Here is a 19,256-nt window from a genome sequence, read left to right as displayed (position 1 = left end):
CTGTCACAAATTTCCATATAATTTCTGGAAATTAACTTATTACCAAAATTCCAATAAATTTCGGAGTTTGATCATGGCATTACTGCCCTTTTCCACCGTCCGTTGGGCGGGCGCGCTGGCGCTGGGCGCCGGCGTGCTCGGTGCGCTGCCCGGTCCCGCGCAGGCCGCTCCCGATGGGCGCCAGATCAGCACACAGGGCGCCAACGGCGCGCCGGCCTGTATGACCTGTCACGGCGCCAACGGCGAAGGCAACCCCGCCGCCGGCTTTCCCCATCTGGCGGGCATGGGCGCCGCCTATCTCGCCGAACAGCTCGAAGCCATGGCCAACGGCTCGCGCGTGAGCCCGGTGATGGCCGCCACCGCCAAGGCGCTGGACCCCGCGCAGCGGCAAGCGGTGGCCGCCTATTACGCCGGCCTGCCGTCGCCGCTGAACATCGACCGATTGGCCGCCACGGCCCGGCAGCCGGTCAAGCCCGACGATACCGGCGCCTGGCTGGCCACGCGCGGCGCCTGGGACAAGAACGTGCCAGCCTGCAATCAATGCCACGGCCCGGGCGGCATCGGCGTGGGCGCCAACTTTCCCAGCCTGGCCGGCCAGCCCGCCGCCTACATCGCGGGCCAGCTGCGCGCCTGGCGCCAGGGCCAGCGTCCGCCCGGCCCGCTCGGCCTGATGCCGGCCGTGGCCACCCGCCTGACCGACGCCGAGATCGACGCCGTGTCCGCCTACTACGCCGGCCTGCCCAAGGCCGCCGACCTGCTTGCCGCGCAAGCCAACACCGCCGCGGGAGCCAAGCAATGACCCCGATCCGTCACCGACTCGCTCATCTTCTGTTCGCCGCCGCGGCAACCAGCGCGTTGCTGTCGACCGGAGCGGCCGTGGCCGCCGATGCGCGCCCCGACTTCACGCCGCCCAGCGCCGCGTCGCTACCCGACAGCGAATTCGGCAAGATCGTGCGCCAGGGCGAGCAGATCTTCCTGCACACGCCGCAGAACGCCAGCAAATTCGTCGGCAACGACCTGAACTGCGCCAGTTGCCACCTGGACGCGGGCCGCCGCCCCGATTCCGCGCCGATGTGGGCAGCCTACGTGCTGTATCCGGCGTACCGCGCCAAGAACGGCCACGTCAACACGCTGGCCGAGCGCCTGCAAGGCTGTTTCCGCTTCAGCATGAACGGCAAGCCGCCCGCGGCCGACGACCCGGTGCTGACCGCCTTGCAGACCTATATGTTCTGGCTGGCGAGCAAGGCGCCCACCGGCGTCGCGCTCAAGGGCCAGGGCTACCTCAAGCTGCCCAAGCCGGCCCAGAAGGCCGACTACGTGCGCGGCAGCGAGGTCTACGCCCAGTACTGTGCCGTCTGCCACGGCGCCGAGGGCAAGGGACAGAAGAACGGCGAGCACTGGGTATTCCCCGCGCTGTGGGGCCCGGATTCCTTCAACTGGGGCGCCGGCATGCACCAGATCGGCAACGCCGCCGGCTTCATCAAGGCCAACATGCCGCTGGGCCAGGCAGGCATGCTGAGCGACCAGGAAGCGTGGGACGTGGCCTACTTCATGAACGCCCACGAACGCCCCCAGGATCCGCGCTACACCGAATCGGTGGCCAAGACCCGCGCCAAGTACCACGACTCCGACGACTCGCTCTACGGCATCGAGGTGAACGGCCACCTGCTCGGCAGCGACGCGCCCGCGCCGGGCGGCAAGCTGACGCAGGCGGCGGCGCGCTGATCCGCGCCCGCGCGGCGGTCCCGCCACGGGCCGCCGTTCGGGGCCGCTTTCTTGCGGGGCCGCATCGCGCGCCCCCAACCCGCAGGTGGTTGGCATTGACGACGCGCGCAGGGTTTTCCCCCTGCCGCGCTGCGCGATTTGCTATTCTTCGGGTCTCGGCATCACACGCTCGTCACATTCATGCACGCCACTTCCGGCAATGTCTTCATGGTCGTCGCCCCCAGCGGGGCCGGCAAGTCCAGCCTGGTCAAGGCCTTGCTGCAGCAAGACCCGTCCATCCTCCTGTCCGTCTCCTGCACCACCCGCGCGCCGCGTCCCGGCGAGGAAGACGGCCGCGAGTACCGCTTCATCGGCATCGACGAATTCAAGCAATTGCGCGACGAGCAGCGCCTGCTGGAGTGGGCCGAGGTCCATGGCAATTTCTACGGGACGCCGCGCGATCGCATCGACGAAGCCACCCGCGAGGGCCGCGACGTGCTGCTGGAAATCGATTGGCAAGGCGCGCGCCAGGTGCGCCAGCGCTTTCCCGGCGCGATCGGCATCTTCGTGCTGCCGCCTTCGATCGAGGAACTCGAAAGCCGGCTCAAGGCGCGCGGCCAGGATGCGCCGCAAGTGATCGCGCGCCGGCTGATGGCCGCGGGCGGCGAAATCGCGCACGCGCCTGAATGCGAATATGTTATTATTAATCAAGAATTTAGCGTGGCCTTGTCGGAACTGACTCAAATCGTCAGCGCCGCACGGCTGCGTTTTTCGTCTCAGGCCGTGCGCCACGCCGAATTGTTTGCGCAGCTCGGCATCCCGGCGGCGCACTGAAACGAAACCGCATTCTCCCTATCCACCATCAGCACCAGGTGTCCTAATGGCTCGCATTACCGTCGAAGACTGTCTGAACCAGATCCCCAACCGTTTCAAGCTCACGCTGGCCGCCACCTACCGCGCCCGCGAGCTGGCGCAAGGCCATGCCCCGCGCCTGGACAGCAAAGACAAGCCCACGGTCACTGCCCTGCGCGAAATCGCGGGCGGCCTCACCGGCGTGGAAATGCTGCGCAAAGTTCCCACCTGATCTTTTCCGGGGGGCGGCAAGCATGGCTTTTCCCGGGCTGAAGTACGCTTCATCAGGTCTGCTTGCCGCGCTACGTGCCGGCTCCCGTCTCGGGCGCCGCACGGGCAAGAAAGACAAGAATTCCCCCACGCCACCCTCCGTCGCCGCGCAAGAAGCGGCGGATGCGACCGCCTCGCCGGTCGCCTCGCTGGCGCCGCTGACCGAAATCATCGGCAGCTATCTCGACAAGAAAGATGTAGAACGCGTGCGCGAAGCCTATCGCTTCGCCGACCAGGCGCACCTGGGCCAGTTCCGCGCCAGCGGTTCGCCCTACATCTCACACCCCATCGCCGTCACGGAAATCTGCGCGGGCTGGAAGCTCGACGCGAATGCGTTGTCCGCCGCCCTGCTGCACGACGTGATGGAAGACCAGGGCATCGCCAAGCACGAGCTGGCCGAGAAGTTCGGTCCTGAAGTCGCCGAGCTGGTCGATGGCCTGTCCAAGCTGGACCGCCTGGACTTCGCCACCAAGGCCGAGCAGCAGGCCGAAAGTTTCCGCAAGATGCTGCTGGCGATGGCGCGCGACGTGCGCGTCATCCTCATCAAGCTGGCCGACCGCCTGCACAACATGCGCACGCTGGACGCGGTCAACCCCGAGAAGCGCCGCCGCATCGCCCGCGAAACGCTGGACATCTACGCGCCCATCGCCCACCGGCTGGGCCTGAACCTGCTGTTCCGCGAACTGCAGGACCTGTGCTTCGCGGCCATGTACCCGAACCGCTACCAGGTGTTGTACAAGGCCGTGCTGGCCGCGCGCGGCAACCGCCGCGAGGTGATCGGCAAGATCGCCGACTCGGTCCGTGCCGCGCTGCCCGCCGCCGGCATCGAGGCCGAAGTCACCGGCCGCGAGAAGACGCTGTTCGGCATCTACCGCAAGATGGTCGACCAGAAGAAGTCGTTCTCGGACGTGCTCGACATCTATGGTTTCCGCGTCATCGTCCACACGCTGCCCGAGTGCTACCTGGCACTGGGCACGCTGCACCAGCTGTACCGGCCGGTGCCCGGCAAGTTCAAGGACTACATCGCGATCCCCAAGGTCAACGGCTACCAGTCGCTGCACACGACGCTGGTGGGCCCCTACGGCACCCCGGTGGAATTCCAGTTCCGCACCCGCGACATGCATCACGTGGCCGAAGAAGGCGTGGCCTCGCACTGGCTGTACAAGGGCGCCGACCTGACGCTCAACGACCTGCAGAAGCGTACCCACCAGTGGCTGCAATCGCTGCTGGACATCCAGAGCCAGACCGGCGATTCGGGCGAATTCCTCGAACACGTCAAGGTCGACCTGTTCCCGGACGCCGTCTACGTCTTCACCCCGCGCGGCAAGATCATCTCGCTGCCGCGCGGCGCGACGCCGGTGGATTTCGCCTACGCCATCCATACCGACATCGGCAACCAGGCGGTGGCGGCCAAGGTCAACGGCGAGTTCGTGCCGCTGCGCACGGAACTGAACAGCGGCGACACGGTGGAGATCGTCACCTCCCCCGCTTCGCGCCCGAACGCGCAATGGCTCAATTACGTGCGCACCGGCCGCGCCCGTTCGGAAATCCGCCACTACCTGCGCACCGTCAAGTACGAGGAATCGGTGGCCTTCGGCGAGCGCCTGCTGGGCCAGGCCCTGCAGGAATTGCACATGCCGCTGCCGGCCACCGACGACCCGGCCTGGCAGAAGCTGGCGCGCAGCACCGGCGCCAGCTCACGCGAGGAAATCCTGGCCGACATCGGCCTGGGCAAGCGCCTGGCCGCCGTCGTGGCGCGCCGCTTCGCGCCCGAACACCAGCTGGTGGCCACCACCGCCGCGGCGGTGGACGAGCTGACCTCGGCGCGCAGCGCCCCGATCCTGATCCAGGGCAACGAAGGCCAGGCGGTGCAGTTGGCGCCGTGCTGCGGCCCGCTGCCCGGCGACCCGATCATCGCCGGCATGCGCATGGGCCATGGCCTGGTGGTGCACACCGCCGACTGCCCGGTGGCCATGCGCCAGCGCCTGCGCGAACCGGAACGCTGGATCAACGTCGCCTGGGACGCCCACACCGCCAAGCACCTGGCCACGCGCCTGGACATCGTCACGCGCAACGAGCGCGGCGTACTGGGCCGGCTGGCCGCCGAAGTCACGGCGGCCGACGCCAACATCATGCATGTGACCATGCACGATGACGCGGTCTCGACGGTGTCGCTGCACCTGACCATCCAGGTGGACAGCCGCAAGCACCTGGCGCAGGTGATCCGCGCCATCCGCCACGTGCCGCAAGTGCAGAAGATCGTGCGCGTGAAGGGCTGAGCGCGGTTACGGCGAATTGCGATCAAAGGGGTGCTCCGGCGCCCCTTTTTTCTTGCCCCACCGCTGGGGCCGCGCAGTTGGACGTTCGCGTTGCCGTGCCGTCCGCTTCAAACGCGCTGCGCCTACGCTGCCCGCCGCGGTCCGGGCGCCTGGCGGAACTGGCGCCGGTAGGCGCCAGGCGACACCGAGAACGCGGCGGCGAAATGCTGCCGCAGTGACGCCGCCGAGCCGAAGCCCACCAGGCCGGCGATGCAGTCGATGCCGTGGTCGCTGGTTTCCAGCAGGCGCTGGGTCGAGGCCAGCCGGTGGTTCAGCAGCCACTGCGAAACGGTGGCGCCGGTCTGCGCCTTGAAGTGGCGCGTGAAATTGCGCCGGCTCATGCTGGCGCGCGCCGCCAGTTGGTCCAGGCACAACGGCTGGTCCAGGTGCTCGATGGCCCAGTCCAGCGTGGCGCGCAGGCGGTCGCCGCCCGCGGCTTTCGGCAGCGGATGCTCGATATATTGCGCCTGGCCGCCGTCGCGTTGCGGCGCCACCACCATGCGGCGAGCGACGCGGTTGGCGATCTCGGCGCCATGGTCGCCGCGCAGCAGGTGCAGGCAGCAGTCGATCGCCGCCGCGGTGCCGGCGGAGGTCAGGATGTCGCCGTCGTCCACATACAGGACGTCCTGGTCCAGCCGCACGCGGGGATAGCGCTTGCGGAAATCCCCGGCCCAGACCCAGTGGGTGGCCGCGCGGCGGCCGTCCAGCAGGCCGGCCTCGGCCAGCACGAAGGTGCCCAGGCACAGGCCCACCACCCGCGCGCCGCGCGCATGGGTGGCGCGCAGGGCACCGAGCAGCGCCGGCGGCGGCGGTTCGTCCGGATCACGCCAGGCCGGCACGATGACCGTGTCGGCCCGCGCCAAAGCGGACAGGTCGTGCGGCACCTCGATATTGAAGCCCGACATGGTCGGGATCAGGCCCCGGCGCTCGCCGCAGACCAGCAGCTCATAGCGCGGCACGCCCAGCCGCGCCAGGTCGTCGCCGAACACCATGCAGGGCACGGACAGGTGAAAAGGACTGATGCCTTCGAAGGCCAGCACGGCGACGGTGTGCATGGGTGCGCTCGCAACGGAAACCGGAATGGCCCGATCCTAGCGCATATTGGCTTTCGGGCCACTTATCGCGGGCAAGCCTGGGCCGGATACTGGACGCCTTCCCCCCAACCTGTCGAGGTATCCATGCACCACCCCACGATCCGCACGATGGCCGGCGCGACCGCGCCGCAATCGCTGAACCCCGGCGCCACGGCGCTGCTGGTGATCGATTTCCAGGAAGAGTATTTCAGCGGCCGCATGCCCATTCCCGACGGGCTGCGGGCCCTGCGCAACGCCCGGCGGCTGGTCGAGCACGCCGACCGCGCCGGCATCGCGGTGATCCACGTGCAGCATGTGCTGCCCCCTGGCAGCCCGCTGTTTCCGGAGGATGGCCCCGGTTCGCGCTTCCACCCCGAGCTGCAACCCGCGGCGGGCCACGGCGTGGTGCGCAAGACCCAGGTCAGCGCGTTTCCCGGCACGGACCTGCACGAACGGTTGCAGGCCGGCGGCGTCGGCACGGTGGTCGTCGCCGGCCTGATGACGCACGCCTGCGTGGCCGGCGCCGCGCGCGACGCGGTGCCGCTGGGCTACCAGGTGATCGTGGCGGAGGATGCCTGCGCCACGCGCGACATCGACGGCCGTGAAGGCGTGGTGCCGCACGCCACGCTGCACCGGGCGACGCTGGCGGCGCTGGACGACACTTTCGCCGACATCATGACGACGGAACAGGTGCTGGCCCTGCCCGCCAAGCCCGCGTCGCGCTAGCGGACCCGGACGCCACGCGCCCCGAGGGCCGGCGCTTGGCCGCGCGAACGCCAAGCGGCCAGCCGCCACGCGCCCGATGGCGCGGCGGGCGGCGACGCCGCTCAGGCCACGTGTTGCAGGAAGTCCCTCAGGCGCTGGCTGGGCGGATTGTCCAGCAACTCGGCTGGCGGACCGTCATGCGCGATCTTGCCGGCGTCGATGAAGATCAGGCGGCTGCCGACCTTGCGCGCGAATTCCATTTCGTGCGTGACCACCACCATGGTCATGCCCTCCTCGGCCAGGTCGCGCATCACCTTCAGCACCTCGTGGCGCAGTTCCGGATCGAGCGCCGAAGTCGGCTCGTCGAACAGCATCAGCTTGGGCTTGATCGCCAACGCGCGGGCGATCGCCACGCGCTGCTGCTGGCCGCCGGACAGTTCGGATGGGTAGTGGTTCATGCGCTCGGCCAGCCCGACCTTGCCCAGCAGTTGCTCGGCCAGTTCGCGCGCCTCGTCGCGGCTCTGTCCGCGCGTGTGCACCGGCCCGAACATGACATTCTGCAGCGCGGTCATCTGCGGGAACAGATTGAACTGCTGGAACACCATGCCGGCCTCGCGCCGGATCTCGCGCACCTGGGCGGCGCCGCCGTGCACGCTCAGGCCGTCGACCAGCAGATCGCCGCCGTTGATCGTTTCGAGCACATTGATGCACCGCAGGAAGGTGGACTTGCCGGAGCCGGACGGCCCCACCACCACGACCACCTCGCCCGCGTCGATGTTGAGCGAGATGCCGTCCAGCACCGTGGACGCGCCGAACGTCTTGGTGACGTCATGAAATTCAACCATGCTCATAGTATGCGCATCCTTTTTTCCACCAGGTGCAGGATCAGCGCCATCGTGCCCGTCAGGATCAGGTAGACGATGGCGATCGCCGACCAGATCTCGACCGCGCGGAAGTTGCTGGCCATGATCTCCTGGCCCTGGCGGGTCAGTTCCGCGACGCCGATCACGATGAACAGCGACGAATCCTTCAGGCTGATGATGCACTGGTTGCCCAGCGGCGGAATCATGCGGCGGAACGCCACCGGCCCGATGATGTGGAACAGGATCTTGTGAAACGGCAGGCCCATCGCCTGCCCGGCTTCCTTCAGCCCCTTGTGGACCGACAGCAGCGAACCGCGCACGATCTCGGAAATATAGGCGCCTGAATTGATGATGAGCGTGACGATGGCCGCCCACTCGGCGTCCACCCGGATGTTCGCCAAGAGCGGCAAGGCGAAATAAATGAACATCACCTGCACCACGATCGGCGTGCCGCGGATCACCGCGACATACACCTGGGCGATGCCCGACAGTATCGGATGCCCGTAGGCCCGCGTCACGCCGGAGAGCGCGCCCAGCAGAAAGCCGCCGAACAGGCCCCAAAAGGTGATCTTGATGGTCATCTGCGTGCCCACCCACAGGTTGGGCAACGCCTCCATCACTACATTCCAGTCAAAATCCACGAATTACCCCTCAATGGCGCGCCCGCGCGCCGCATCATGGCGGAAACGCCCGGCGCCGCAAGCGGCTCGGGGCCGCCCCGTCCCGGGCCCGGCGTCGCCGGAGCGAAGCGCCGGGGCCCCAGACTGCCGGGCGGCCCCGAAATGCAACATCAATCCGACGGAAAAGCTCAGGGCTTCTTGCCGAACCACTTCTCGTAGATGGCGTCGTACTGGCCGTTGGACTTGAGCGTGGCCAGGGCCTTGTTGACCTGCGGCACCAGTTCGCTGCCCTTGGGGAAGGCGATGCCGTAGAAGTCGCCGCTCTTGACCGAGCCGACCACCTTGACGCGGCCCTTGCCAGCCGTGTTGGCGTAGTACTGGACGTTGGGCGTGTCGTGCACGGCGGCATCGACCCGGCCGGTGGCCAGTTCCAGGTAGGCGTTGTCGATGTTGGGGAACAGCTTGAGCTTGGCGTCCGGCACCTGGGCCTTCAGGAAGTCCACGGTGGCCGTGCCGGTCTTGACCGCGACGGTCTTGCCGGCCAGCGACTTGGCGTCCTTGATGTCGGTGTTCTTTTCGCCGACCAGGATGGCCAGGCCGCTTTCGTAGTAGGGATCGGAGAAGTCGATCACCTTCTTGCGGTCATCGCGGATGGTGATGCCGGCCAGCGCCACGTCGATGTTCTTGGTCTGCAGGCCGGGGATGATGCCGTTGAAGTCCATCGGCTGCAGCTTGTACTTGACGTTCAGTTCCTTGGCGATGGCCGCCCACAGGTCCACGTCGAAGCCGGTATAGGTGTTGCCCTGCTTGAACTCGAACGGCACGAACGCCGTGTCGGTGGCCACCACCAATTCCTTGCCTTGGGCGTAGGCGCCGGAGGCGGCGCCGAACATGGCCACGGACAGGCCGACCAAGGCGGCGGCGACTTTACGTTTAATCATGAAACTCTCCTCTTGGGGCCGATAGCACCCGGGGTTGTAGTTAGGACATGATGCGCGGGCCACACCGGGATCGCCGGAGCAACTTACGGGGAATCTTAACGCATCCGTCCCCACCGGACAGAGCTTAGAAAAATTACAATCCGCATGACACCCCGGAGAATCCCCATGCCCTACAAGTATGTACGCATCGCCGGCAACCGGCGCCAGGTCGGCGTGGCGCTAGGCAAGCTGGCCCGCCCGCTGATGGCGACCTACCTGGACCAGAGCGCCACCTGGAAGGCGCTGCGCCCCTGGCGCGGCCACCCCTACGTGGCGGAACTGGGCGAACAGGCCCGGCGCGCCCTTCCCGCCGTGTGGGACGAACTGGAGGGGCTGGCCGAGGGGCTGGGGATGCCGCTGGCGGACGTGTTGCTGTGGAACTGCCGGGGCGACCTGCTGCACAGCAGCGGCAGCGGCGACGGCTGCACGTCGGTGGCGCTGAAGGCGGCCGACGGCACCCGCTGGATCGGCCACAACGAGGACGGCGATCCGTTCCTGTACGGCCGCTGCCATCTGGTCGACGTGGCGCTGGACGACGCGCCCGGCTACCTGAGCTTCTATTACCCGGGTTCCCTGCCCGGCCACACCTTCGGGGCCAATCGCGCCGGCCTGGTGCAGACCATCAACAACCTGCGCACGCGCCTGCGCCAGCCCGGCGTGCCGCGCATGCTGCTGGCGCGCGCGGTGCTCGACTGCGCCACCCTGGACGAGGCCGTGGCGTTGCTGCGCGACGCGCAGCGCGCCGGCGGCTTCCACCATACGCTGGGCTCGGCCGCCGATGCCCGCGTCTTCAGCGTCGAGGCGTCGCCCGGCGCCGCGTCGGTCCTGGAGATCGGCACCCGCTACGGCCATGCCAACCACATGGTGCACCAGGCCAGCCGCGGCCAGACGCAGATCATCACCGACTCGTCGCGCGAGCGCCAGCGCCGCATCGAGGGCATCGTCGACACCTGGTCGCCCGCCACCGTCGGCGCCGACCTGCTGACGGCGTTGCATGACACCGAGGGCGAACTGCCGATCCTGCGCACCGATCCCAAGGACCCGGACGGCGAAAACACGCTCGCCACCGCGATCTTCGAGATCGGCGATGGCGAGGTGACGCTGCGGGTCTACGACCGCAAGCCGAAGGCGGACATCGTGCTGGATGTGATGAACGATCCGGAGTAGGAATACTTGCGCGCAGAACCGCGCGCAAGTATTAGCAATGCACTGAGATGCTAGCCAACGAATGTCAGGGGGCCCTCTCCCTCACGACGGTTCTTGGTATACACGGCATGCAGGTGACCTCGCGCAATTCCGGCAAATCCCGGACCAAGCCCAATCGAAAAATACCGCGACCAAAAATAGAATGAGACTCAATATTATTTGAGAGTCTCATGCGTATTTCGCGCCTTTGTGCCAGCCTAATTTTAGCTATCCCCCTCCCAGCGTGGGCTGAGTTGCCTCTTACGGTGGAGAACCTGATCACCGACGCGGGAAAGCTCAGGATGGAATTATCGTTGGCCTACGCCAACACAGACCGCGCTGGCATATCAATCGGCGAACCGATTATTGTCCAGACGGGGCCGACGTCATTCATCACCGTGCCCACCTCGCTCGGAGAGAGTCTCGGTAATAGCGACACCGTGGTAGGCACACTCGGCCTGCGATACGGCCTGACAACAGACACCGAGCTATACGCCCGAATAAGCGGCCTCTCATCAAACCAACGCAATAGCGGTGTCGACGGCACAACCACCAGCAGCGAGTCGAGATTCGTCGATGCTTGGGTAGGCATCAACTATCAATTCAAGCAAGACGACGACGGTCCTGCCGTACTCGGATTTGCGGAAATCGCTTTACGGGAAAAGCACAGGCAAGGCAGCGCCAGCCTCAAGTCGGCCATGCTAGGCGTCACCGCCTACCACGCGATCGACCCAATCTTATTCTCATTGACGGCCGCCTATCAGTTCAACCGAGCCCGTGCAGATGGTTCTTACCGATACCAGCCTGGCAACTTGCTATTGCTCAACCCGTCGGTAGGCTTTGCCGTCAACGACCGCGTGACACTGACCACCGGCGCGCAATGGACATATCGGCAGGCCGATCGGCTGGACGGTCATAGCCAAGGTATCAATCGCACCTCGACTGATCTATTACTTGGCGCCGGTTACGGCCTCACAAGCGATAGCACACTGACCACCACCCTAAAAGCCAATGTATCGGGCCGTAGCGGTTCGGAGCTGCGAGCCAACTGGCTGTATACATTTTGATTTTGGGTGTGATCGTAAGAAAAAGGGCGGCAAGCCGCCCAAAAAATTGCCGGTGACGCAAACACCGTCAATAGGTGCCTTGAGAGTCTATTTCAAGGCTGGTTGTAGTTCCTAGAGAGTCTATATGAAACAGTTAACACGCTTAGCGCTAATACTACTAACCGCCGGCCTTCTGTCATCGCAGGTATATGCCAGCTCACCGCAGACACGCGGACCGATTGCAGTTTTCAATCAGACCGATATAAATTTGATGTTCGAACCTTCGAATAGCCCAATGCAACTGGCGACGTTGTCACAGCAGGAAATGAAAGAGACAGAGGGTGCATGGTGGCGGTACTACATGTATTTTTATGCCCCTCGTCTTTCTGCTGCCGGATGGTCGGTCTATCAAGCCGCGCCATATATGCGGTTCTACCATTTCCGCAACCTTGTTGAGTATTACTGGCACAGACGATAACAACCGGAGCACCATCTTACAGTCGCCAAGGTAGCCATAGTCGCCTTGGCGACCTCAAAACGGAGCAAAGCTTGGAGCCACATGAGTAAAAAAATCCGTAACTATTTTCGTTCGATAAAGTGGAGCGACCCTGGCACTATTTTTTTCGTATGTGAATTCATCCCCTTCCTGTTATTTGTGATTGCCATACTATTAGTGGGTGTTCTAGCAATTCGAGATTGGCTATCTCTTTGAATCACCCTGATCAGAACGCTATGCCATCACAACGTTGAATTATTACGATCAAGCGCTCCAGACAGCAACGCATCTGTCAGTTGCTGCGGTTACCACTATGCACCCCAAACGTTCTGACAGACGCCATCAATCACGGTGCATTTAAGCGACAAGCCCCAATGATCGCCTCTTCCCTCTCCCTCTTTTGCCTGAGCGGACTGCCCTTCTCGCGGTTCGATTTCCCTCGCTGGCGATCCGCGCTAGCCATCACGATCCTCGGTTTGGCAGGCGGTTTGATTTCCGGGGTGCTGCCCCCAGAATCGAATTGGCCTGCGGTCCCCATGTGGGTAACCCTATGCGGAGCAATAATCTCCACCTGGGCCGCCTTTCTTATCATCGTCTGCGCATTGCGAGCCTGGATGAAACGCGATGGCCGATGGGATGGCCAAGGCAATCTATTCAACCTGGTGGCCACCTCTTGGCTCCTGGCCGACCTGCTCGGTATCGGCCTGGCCGCCATGGGTGTGTCCCTGCTCGCTACGCTGCTGTTGTGGCTATATTCAGTGTGGGTCGGGGCCAATGCCCTCTCGAGCGCGATCCCCAAAGCCAGTATCGGCTACAGCATCGGCGGCATTGCGATCGGTCTGATTCCAGCCATCTTGGTCACAATACTTGTGTATACGGCGCTTGGCGTCATCCTGGCCATGTTGGGAATGGCTTTGCCGCTCCCGCCCCTCGTCATCCCGGCGCAATGAACCAGACATATTTCATCATGCCGCGGCTTCTCGCCGTTGCCGCGCTGGCAGCGGCCAACGCTGTTGCGGCCGGCGCGTCGAGCAATGCCATTCTTCCCGGCCCGGTAGGCGTTCTGCTCCTGACGCACTCCAGCCATGGAATCGTTCCGGTAAGAAGCTGGAAACATTTGCGCGACGACCGGATAGTCAAGCAGGATCTGGACTACTCTTGCGGCGCCGCATCTCTCGCCACCCTACTCGACAGCCACTATGGTCAGGCAATCACCGAAGAACAACTTCTTAAGGCCATGGACAAGACCGATGGAAGAGCCAGCTTCGAGGACATGACAAATGCTCTCGCCCAGTTCGGCTTCAAGGCTCAAGGCTTTGCCGCGAGTTTTGACCAATTGGCCCGGCTTAGAATGCCAGTCATCGTTTACATGAAGCACCGCAAGGACGACCACTTCAGCGTCTTGCGAGGCATCAACGGAGACACCGTATGGCTGGCGGATCCATCGATGGGCAATCGTACATTCAGTCGTACACAGTTTGAATCTATGTGGAATGTGAGGGGAGAGGCGCTTTCAGGGAAATTCTTGGCGGTGTTACCGATTGACCCCGAGACAACAGCTGCAAACACTTTTTTTTCCAAGGCGCCTCGCCGTCAAACCGCCAATACAGTCAAGCAACTGACGATTCATCCGATACCCTAAGCAGTTCGTAACGATACAGAAGCCTGCCGATCCTGCGCACGGATGCCGAGGACCCGGACGGCAAAAACATGCTCGCCACCGCGATCTTCGAGATCGGCGATAGCGAGGTGACGTTGCGAGTCCATGACCACAAGGCCAAGGCGGAGATCGTGCTAGATGTGATGAACGATCCGGAGTGACGGAGCGACCCGTGATGACTATCCCGGATCGCCCCGCCCTCACGCCACCGACTCAACGAGCGCCGTAGCCCCCGCCTCCCGGCGTTTCCACCACGAACACGTCGCCCGGATGCAACTGGGCGCTGTCCTGCGGACCAAGCTCCTCGATCGAGCCGTCCAGCCTTTCGATGTAGTTGCGGCCCATCGCGCCCGGTCCGCCGCCGGCCAGACCGAATGGCGCGTGCAGGCGGTTGTTGGACAGGATCGCGGCGGTCATGTCTTCCAGGAAGCGGATGCGGCGCACGCCGCCGTTGCCGCCCGGATAGCGCCCCGCCCCGCCCGAGCCGTGACGGATCTCGTACGACTCCAGCCGCACCGGGAAGCGGAACTCCAGCACTTCGGGGTCGGTGAGGCGCGAGTTGGTCATGTGCGCCTGCACCACCGAAGTGCCGGGGAAGCCTTCGTCGTGGGGACCGGCGGCATCGATGCGCACGGGACCGGCGCCCGTACCGCCCGAGATGGTCTCGTAGTACTGGTGGCGCGCGTTGCCGAAGGTGAAGTTGTTCATGGTGCCCTGGCTGGCGGCCAGCACGCCGAGCGCGCCATACAGCGCGTTGACGATGCACATGGACGTTTCGACGTTGCCCGCCACCACCGAGGCCGGCGGGTTCGGGCGCAGCATCGAGCCTTCCGGCAGGATGATCGACAGCGGCACCAGGCAGCCGTCGTTCAGCGGGATGTCGTCGTTGACCAGGGTGCGGAACACGTACAGCACCGCGGCCACGGCGATGGCGCCCGGGGCGTTGAAGTTGTTGTCCAGCTGGTCCGACGTGCCGGTGAAGTCGACCACGGCGCTGCGCGCCTGGTTGTCCACCCGCACCGCGACGCGGATGACCGCGCCGTTGTCCAGCGGATACTCGTAGCTGCCGTCCTTGAGCACCGAGATCACGCGGCGCACCGCCTCTTCGGCGTTGTCCTGCACGTGGCCCATGTAGGCGCGCACCACGTCCAGGCCGAAGTGATCGCACATGCGCAGCAGTTCCTGCACGCCCTTTTCGTTGGCGGCGATCTGCGCGTGCATGTCGGCGATGTTCTGGTCCGGGTTGCGCGCCGGCCAGCGGCCGGAGCCGAGGATGTCGCGCGCGGCCTGTTCGCGGAACTCGCCGCCCTTGACCAGCTGGAAGTTGGTGAACAGCACGCCTTCGTCTTCGACCGTCTTCGAATCGGGCGGCATCGAGCCCGGGGTGGTGCCGCCGATATCCGCATGGTGGCCGCGCGAGCCGACGTAGAACAGGATCTCGTTGCCCTTGCGGTCGAACACCGGCGTGATCACCGTGACGTCCGGCAGGTGGGTGCCGCCGTGGTACGGGTCGTTGACCACGTAGGCGTCGCCCGGCTGCATGCGGCCGGCGTTGGCGTTCATGACGGTGCGCACCGATTCGCCCATGGAGCCCAGGTGCACCGGCATGTGCGGCGCGTTGGCGATCAGGCGCGCCTGGGCGTCGAAGATGGCGCAGGAGAAGTCCAGGCGTTCCTTGATGTTGACCGAGTACGCCGTGTTCTGCAGGCGGTAGCCCATCTGTTCGGCGATCGACATGAACAGGTTGTTGAACACCTCCAGCATCACCGGGTCGGCCTGGGTGCCGACGGCGCGGCGCTCGGGGCGGGCCTCGACGCGGCGGATCACGAAGTGGTCCTGTTGCGTCAGCTCGGCCTGCCAGCCGGGCTCGACCACGGTGGTCTGGTTCGGCTCGGAGATGATGGCGGGGCCCGCCACCAGGTCGCCGCCAGCCATGTCTTCACGCACGTACAACGGCGTGTCGCGCCAGGCGCCGCCGCTGTACATGCGCACCGCGCGGCGTGGCGCCAGCGCGCCATCGCGGCTGCGCGAAGCGGGCGTCTCGGTGACGCGCTCGCCACCGCCGGTGGCTTCCACCGAGATGGTCTCCACCACCAGTTCTCGGTTGGGCATGAGGAAGGAATAGCGCTGGCGATAGGCCGCCTCGAAGTCCTTGCGGGCCTGGTCCAGGTCCGAATACGGCACTTCGAGCGCGGTGTCGGTGCCGCGGTACTTCAGGTGCAGGCGGCGTTGCACGCCGATGTCGCTATCGGCCACGTGCTGGCGGCGCAGTTCGCCCACGGCCTGCTCGGCCAGCGCGTCCAGTTCGCCTTGCAGTTCGGCCATCAGCGCGGCGTCGAGCGTTTTCTCGACGGTCTTCTGGCGCATGTCGGTCTGGTCGGCCAGGCCCATGCCGTAGGCCGACAGCACGCCGCCCAGCGGGTGCGCGAAGACCGTGGTCATGCCGAGCGCGTCGGCCACCAGGCAGGCGTGCTGGCCGCCGGCGCCGCCGAACACGGTCAGCGCGTATTCGGTGACGTCGTGGCCGCGTTGCACCGAGATGCGCTTGATGGCTTCGGCCATGTTGCCGACGGCGATTTCCAGGAAGCCTTCGGCCAGCTGTTCCGGCGTCATGTCGCGGCCGGTGGCGGCGCGGACCTCGTCGGCCATGGCCTCAAAGCGCTGCACGACGGCGTCGCGGTCCAGCGCTTCGTCGGCGTCGGGACCGAACACCTTGGGGAAGAAATCGGGCTGGATCTTGCCGAGCAGCACGTTGCAGTCGGTCACGGCCAGCGGCCCGCCGCGGCGGTAGCAGGCGGGGCCGGGGTTGGCGCCGGCCGAATCCGGGCCGACGCGCAGGCGCGCGCCGTCGAAATGCAGGATCGAACCGCCGCCGGCCGCGACCGTGTGGATGCTCATCATGGGCGCGCGCATGCGCACGCCGGCCACCAGGGTCTCGAACTCGCGCTCGAATTCGCCGGCGTAGTGCGACACGTCGGTGGAGGTGCCGCCCATGTCGAAGCCGATGATCTTGTCGAAACCGGCCTGCTCGCTGGTGCGCACCATGCCGACGATGCCGCCGGCCGGGCCGGACAGGATGGCGTCCTTGCCGCGGAAGCGGTGCGCGTCGGTCAGGCCGCCGCTCGATTGCATGAACATCAGGCGGATGCCGGGCAGTTCGCCGGCCACCTGGTCGACATAGCGCTTGAGGATGGGCGACAGGTAGGCGTCGACCACGGTGGTGTCGCCGCGCGAGACGTACTTGATCAGCGGGCTGACCTCGTGCGAGGCCGACACCTGGGTGAAGCCGATCTCGCGCGCGATGCGGGCGGCGCGCTGCTCGTGGCCGGTAGCGTGCCAGGCGTGCATGAAGACGATGGCGACGGTGCGGATGCCGCTGTCGTAGGCCGCCTGCATGTCGCGGCGCAGCGCGGCCTCGTCCAGGTCGCGGATCACTTCGCCGTCGGCGGCGACGCGCTCGTCGGCCTCGACCACGGCTTCGTAGAGCATTTCCGGCAGCAGCACGTTGCGGTCGAACAGGCGCGGACGGTTCTGGTAGGCAATGCGCAGGCCGTCGCGGAAACCGCGCGTGGTCACCAGCAGCGTGCGTTCGCCCTTGCGTTCGAGCAGCGCGTTGGTGGCGACCGTGGTGCCCATCTTGACGCATTCGACCTGCTCGGCCGGCACCGGCTGGCCGGGCGCGATGCCCAGCAGCTTGCGGATGCCCGCCACCGCCGCGTCGCGGTACTGCTCGGGATTTTCCGACAGCATCTTCGCGGTGGTGGTGGTGCCGTCGGGGCGGCGCGCCACGATGTCGGTGAAGGTGCCCCCACGATCAATCCAGAATTGCCACTTCATAACTATCCTCGGGTACAAGAAGCCGCCACGGCGCTGCCGGCCGCGGCGTGCGGGTTGCGGTACGGGGCGCTGCCCCGCGTATCGGTTTACAGGGAGGTCGCGGCGCGCGCGGCCTGGTCGTACAGGCCGGACAGGGCGCGCAGCGTGTGCGCCAGCTGGCGGCTGAATTCCAGGCCGCCGCCCCCCGGCGCGTCGAGGCCGGCGGTCAGGCATTGCTCGCGGATTTCGCCGTAGCGCTTGATGATGGCCGCGCCCTCGGGCGTGACGCTGTAGAACACTTCCTTGCTGGCGCGCTCGCCCTTGACCACGCCCAGGCGGTCGAGCTTTTTCAGCGCGTAGTTGACGATGTGCGTGTCCTCGACATTCAGCGTGAAGCAGATGTCGGCCAGCTTCTTGGGGCGCTGGCGGTGGAACACGTGGTGGAACACCATGACGTCGGTGGGCGTCAGGTCGGGCAGGCCCGCCGCCGCCATGCAGCGCACGGTCCAGCGATCGAAGGCGTGGCTGGCGATCATCAGGCCGAATTCGACTTCGGACAGGTCCGGCGCGCTGCCGCCGGCCAGGTGGGCCGACGAGGCGATCAACGTGGAGGTCATAAGGGCCGCGCAACAAGTTTATCTGCGCGAAATACTAATAATTTATCTATATTTCATCAATAAAAAACAAAACAGGGACGGAAAAAATCCCTCGATTCGAGGGAATACCCCTAGGATGAGCCCGCCTAAGGCGCGCGCAGCACTCCCGCGCCTTGCTATGGCGCGTCCCAGCCAGCCGGCAAATGCGCGCGGATCAGCGAACCGGCAATGGAGATGCGCGCCGCGATCTCTGGCATCGGATCGCCCGGACCGAACCAGCGCGCGTCGGCGATCTCGTCTTCCTGCACGCGGATCTCGCCCGACACGTATTCGGCCGTGTAGGCCACCATCAGCGAATGCGGGAACGGCCAGGATTGGCTGCCGAAGTACTTCAGGTTGCCGACCTTCAGGCCGACCTCTTCCAGCACCTCGCGGTGCACCGTCTGCTCGATGCTTTCGCCCGGCTCGACAAAGCCGGCCAGGGCCGTGTAGCGCCCGGCGGCATTGGCGGTGTGGCGCGCCAGCAGGATGCTGTCGCCCTTGCGGATCAGCACCATCATGGCCGGCGAGATGCGCGGATAGGCCGAGAAGCCGCAGGCCGGGCAGCGCTGGCAGAACTCGCCGCTGACGCGCGTGGTGGCCGTGCCGCAGGCGCCGCAGAAGCGATGGGTGCGGGCCCATTCGGCGATCTGGTAGGCGCGCCCGGCAAGCGCCATGCGTTCCTCGTCCAGCACCCCGAACAAGGACCGCAGCTTCTTGAAGGCGTAGCCGTGCGGCGCTTCGATGCCCGGTTCGACATGCGCGGCGCGGGCCGGCGAATCCGGCGTGGCCCAGACCGGCTGCAGGGCGTCGGCCCCAAGCCCGGCGCGCCCACAGGCATCCAGGTCCGGCAACACGCTGGTGGCTTCCTCGACCAGCAACTCGTCACGACGAAAAACGAAATTCACACGACCCTCTGCGACACGACTGCGATGACGAGATCTTAGAAGAAAAAGACGCCGCCGCAAGACAACGTCCGGCCCGTGGGCACACTATTTCAATCGTCAAGCATTTCGGACCGGCGGCCTAGGAA

Annotated in this window: 17 protein-coding genes; 10 read left to right on the top strand and 7 right to left on the bottom strand. The window is 65.6% G+C overall.

Annotated features, from left to right (window positions below; genetic code table 11):
- Nucleotides 1-73 precede the first annotated feature (73 nt).
- The 5 genes from AT699_RS13315 to AT699_RS13295 all read left to right on the top strand — a co-directional run bounded on the left by AT699_RS13315 (nt 74) and on the right by AT699_RS13295 (nt 5,105).
- Entirely contained in the window at nt 74-799 is a 726-nt protein-coding gene (locus AT699_RS13315; protein WP_024068749.1) for a c-type cytochrome, read from the top strand.
- 5 nt (nt 800-804) lie between these two features.
- The gene (locus AT699_RS13310; RefSeq protein WP_026383536.1) at nt 805-1,725 is read left to right on the top strand and encodes a c-type cytochrome; all 921 of its coding nucleotides are present in this window, start codon (nt 805-807) and stop codon (nt 1,723-1,725) included.
- Between the two features lie 180 nt (nt 1,726-1,905).
- A complete protein-coding gene (gene gmk, locus AT699_RS13305; RefSeq protein ID WP_020927510.1) occupies nt 1,906-2,538 on the top strand; it encodes a guanylate kinase in 633 nt (210 codons plus the stop codon).
- Between the two features lie 46 nt (nt 2,539-2,584).
- Complete coding sequence (rpoZ, locus tag AT699_RS13300) at nt 2,585-2,788, top strand: DNA-directed RNA polymerase subunit omega (RefSeq protein WP_006219679.1); 204 nt, start codon at nt 2,585-2,587, stop codon at nt 2,786-2,788.
- A 22-nt stretch (nt 2,789-2,810) separates the two neighbouring features.
- The gene (locus AT699_RS13295) at nt 2,811-5,105 is read left to right on the top strand and encodes a RelA/SpoT family protein (protein ID WP_006388210.1); all 2,295 of its coding nucleotides are present in this window, start codon (nt 2,811-2,813) and stop codon (nt 5,103-5,105) included.
- 122 nt (nt 5,106-5,227) lie between these two features.
- Here the strand turns inward: AT699_RS13295 and AT699_RS13290 are convergent, their stop codons facing one another.
- Complete coding sequence (locus tag AT699_RS13290; protein WP_024068748.1) at nt 5,228-6,199, bottom strand: GlxA family transcriptional regulator; 972 nt, start codon at nt 6,197-6,199, stop codon at nt 5,228-5,230.
- 123 nt (nt 6,200-6,322) lie between these two features.
- Between AT699_RS13290 and AT699_RS13285 the strand changes: the two genes are divergently transcribed.
- Nucleotides 6,323-6,943, top strand: a complete 621-nt coding sequence (locus tag AT699_RS13285) for a cysteine hydrolase family protein (RefSeq protein ID WP_049054642.1) — start codon at nt 6,323-6,325, stop codon at nt 6,941-6,943.
- Nucleotides 6,944-7,044: 101 nt separating this feature from the next.
- Here the strand turns inward: AT699_RS13285 and glnQ are convergent, their stop codons facing one another.
- The 3 genes from glnQ to glnH all read right to left on the bottom strand — a co-directional run bounded on the left by glnQ (nt 7,045) and on the right by glnH (nt 9,346).
- Entirely contained in the window at nt 7,045-7,773 is a 729-nt protein-coding gene (gene glnQ, locus AT699_RS13280) for a glutamine ABC transporter ATP-binding protein GlnQ (RefSeq protein ID WP_006388207.1), read from the bottom strand.
- Nucleotides 7,770-8,426: a glutamine ABC transporter permease GlnP gene (gene glnP / locus AT699_RS13275; RefSeq protein ID WP_006388206.1), complete on the bottom strand. Its 657-nt coding sequence runs from the start codon at nt 8,424-8,426 to the stop codon at nt 7,770-7,772. Before glnP ends, glnQ begins: the two co-directional genes overlap by 4 nt.
- Nucleotides 8,427-8,593: 167 nt before the next feature.
- Nucleotides 8,594-9,346 (bottom strand): glutamine ABC transporter substrate-binding protein GlnH, encoded by a 753-nt coding sequence (glnH, locus tag AT699_RS13270; RefSeq protein ID WP_020927507.1) that lies wholly within the window; start codon nt 9,344-9,346, stop codon nt 8,594-8,596.
- A 165-nt stretch (nt 9,347-9,511) separates the two neighbouring features.
- Between glnH and AT699_RS13265 the strand changes: the two genes are divergently transcribed.
- The 4 genes from AT699_RS13265 to AT699_RS13250 all read left to right on the top strand — a co-directional run bounded on the left by AT699_RS13265 (nt 9,512) and on the right by AT699_RS13250 (nt 13,754).
- Nucleotides 9,512-10,552 carry a C45 family autoproteolytic acyltransferase/hydolase gene (locus AT699_RS13265; RefSeq protein ID WP_024068746.1) on the top strand — a complete coding sequence of 347 codons (1,041 nt, stop codon included), beginning with the start codon at nt 9,512-9,514 and terminating at the stop codon, nt 10,550-10,552.
- A 209-nt stretch (nt 10,553-10,761) separates the two neighbouring features.
- On the top strand, nt 10,762-11,637 hold the full coding sequence (locus tag AT699_RS13260; protein WP_054499488.1) for a hypothetical protein: 876 nt from the start codon (nt 10,762-10,764) through the stop codon (nt 11,635-11,637).
- Between the two features lie 849 nt (nt 11,638-12,486).
- A complete protein-coding gene (locus tag AT699_RS13255) occupies nt 12,487-13,062 on the top strand; it encodes a hypothetical protein (RefSeq protein ID WP_054499487.1) in 576 nt (191 codons plus the stop codon).
- The gene (locus tag AT699_RS13250) at nt 13,059-13,754 is read left to right on the top strand and encodes a C39 family peptidase (RefSeq protein WP_223203319.1); all 696 of its coding nucleotides are present in this window, start codon (nt 13,059-13,061) and stop codon (nt 13,752-13,754) included. Before AT699_RS13255 ends, AT699_RS13250 begins: the two co-directional genes overlap by 4 nt.
- A 231-nt stretch (nt 13,755-13,985) precedes the next feature.
- Here AT699_RS13250 and AT699_RS13245 read toward each other — a convergent pair whose 3' ends face one another.
- The 3 genes from AT699_RS13245 to nudC form a co-directional block, all read right to left on the bottom strand.
- Nucleotides 13,986-17,609 carry a hydantoinase B/oxoprolinase family protein gene (locus AT699_RS13245; protein ID WP_024068742.1) on the bottom strand — a complete coding sequence of 1,208 codons (3,624 nt, stop codon included), beginning with the start codon at nt 17,607-17,609 and terminating at the stop codon, nt 13,986-13,988.
- A gap of 86 nt (nt 17,610-17,695) precedes the next feature.
- The gene (locus AT699_RS13240) at nt 17,696-18,205 is read right to left on the bottom strand and encodes a winged helix DNA-binding protein (RefSeq protein WP_006388202.1); all 510 of its coding nucleotides are present in this window, start codon (nt 18,203-18,205) and stop codon (nt 17,696-17,698) included.
- Nucleotides 18,206-18,360: 155 nt separating this feature from the next.
- Nucleotides 18,361-19,131 (bottom strand): NAD(+) diphosphatase, encoded by a 771-nt coding sequence (nudC, locus tag AT699_RS13235; protein WP_020927504.1) that lies wholly within the window; start codon nt 19,129-19,131, stop codon nt 18,361-18,363.
- Nucleotides 19,132-19,256 lie beyond the last annotated feature (125 nt).

The sequence above is a fragment of the Achromobacter xylosoxidans genome (assembly GCF_001457475.1).
GTDB classification, from domain to species: domain Bacteria; phylum Pseudomonadota; class Gammaproteobacteria; order Burkholderiales; family Burkholderiaceae_B; genus Achromobacter; species Achromobacter xylosoxidans.
The sequence above is the reverse complement of the archived record's forward strand: the minus strand, read 5'-3'. Positions and strand labels throughout refer to the sequence as shown.

What these genes read in the sequence shown, in the direction of transcription:
- rpoZ (WP_006219679.1), top strand. Translation starts at nt 2,585, where the DNA reads ATGGCTCGCATTACCGTCGAAGACTGTCTGAACCAGATCCCCAACCGT.
- glnH (WP_020927507.1), bottom strand. Translation starts at nt 9,346, where the DNA reads ATGATTAAACGTAAAGTCGCCGCCGCCTTGGTCGGCCTGTCCGTGGCC.
- AT699_RS13265 (WP_024068746.1), top strand. Translation starts at nt 9,512, where the DNA reads ATGCCCTACAAGTATGTACGCATCGCCGGCAACCGGCGCCAGGTCGGC.
- AT699_RS13315 (WP_024068749.1), top strand. Translation starts at nt 74, where the DNA reads ATGGCATTACTGCCCTTTTCCACCGTCCGTTGGGCGGGCGCGCTGGCG.
- AT699_RS13295 (WP_006388210.1), top strand. Translation starts at nt 2,811, where the DNA reads ATGGCTTTTCCCGGGCTGAAGTACGCTTCATCAGGTCTGCTTGCCGCG.
- AT699_RS13250 (WP_223203319.1), top strand. Translation starts at nt 13,059, where the DNA reads ATGAACCAGACATATTTCATCATGCCGCGGCTTCTCGCCGTTGCCGCG.
- AT699_RS13285 (WP_049054642.1), top strand. Translation starts at nt 6,323, where the DNA reads ATGCACCACCCCACGATCCGCACGATGGCCGGCGCGACCGCGCCGCAA.
- gmk (WP_020927510.1), top strand. Translation starts at nt 1,906, where the DNA reads ATGCACGCCACTTCCGGCAATGTCTTCATGGTCGTCGCCCCCAGCGGG.
- AT699_RS13240 (WP_006388202.1), bottom strand. Translation starts at nt 18,205, where the DNA reads ATGACCTCCACGTTGATCGCCTCGTCGGCCCACCTGGCCGGCGGCAGC.
- AT699_RS13245 (WP_024068742.1), bottom strand. Translation starts at nt 17,609, where the DNA reads ATGAAGTGGCAATTCTGGATTGATCGTGGGGGCACCTTCACCGACATC.
- AT699_RS13260 (WP_054499488.1), top strand. Translation starts at nt 10,762, where the DNA reads ATGCGTATTTCGCGCCTTTGTGCCAGCCTAATTTTAGCTATCCCCCTC.
- AT699_RS13255 (WP_054499487.1), top strand. Translation starts at nt 12,487, where the DNA reads ATGATCGCCTCTTCCCTCTCCCTCTTTTGCCTGAGCGGACTGCCCTTC.
- glnQ (WP_006388207.1), bottom strand. Translation starts at nt 7,773, where the DNA reads ATGAGCATGGTTGAATTTCATGACGTCACCAAGACGTTCGGCGCGTCC.
- AT699_RS13290 (WP_024068748.1), bottom strand. Translation starts at nt 6,199, where the DNA reads ATGCACACCGTCGCCGTGCTGGCCTTCGAAGGCATCAGTCCTTTTCAC.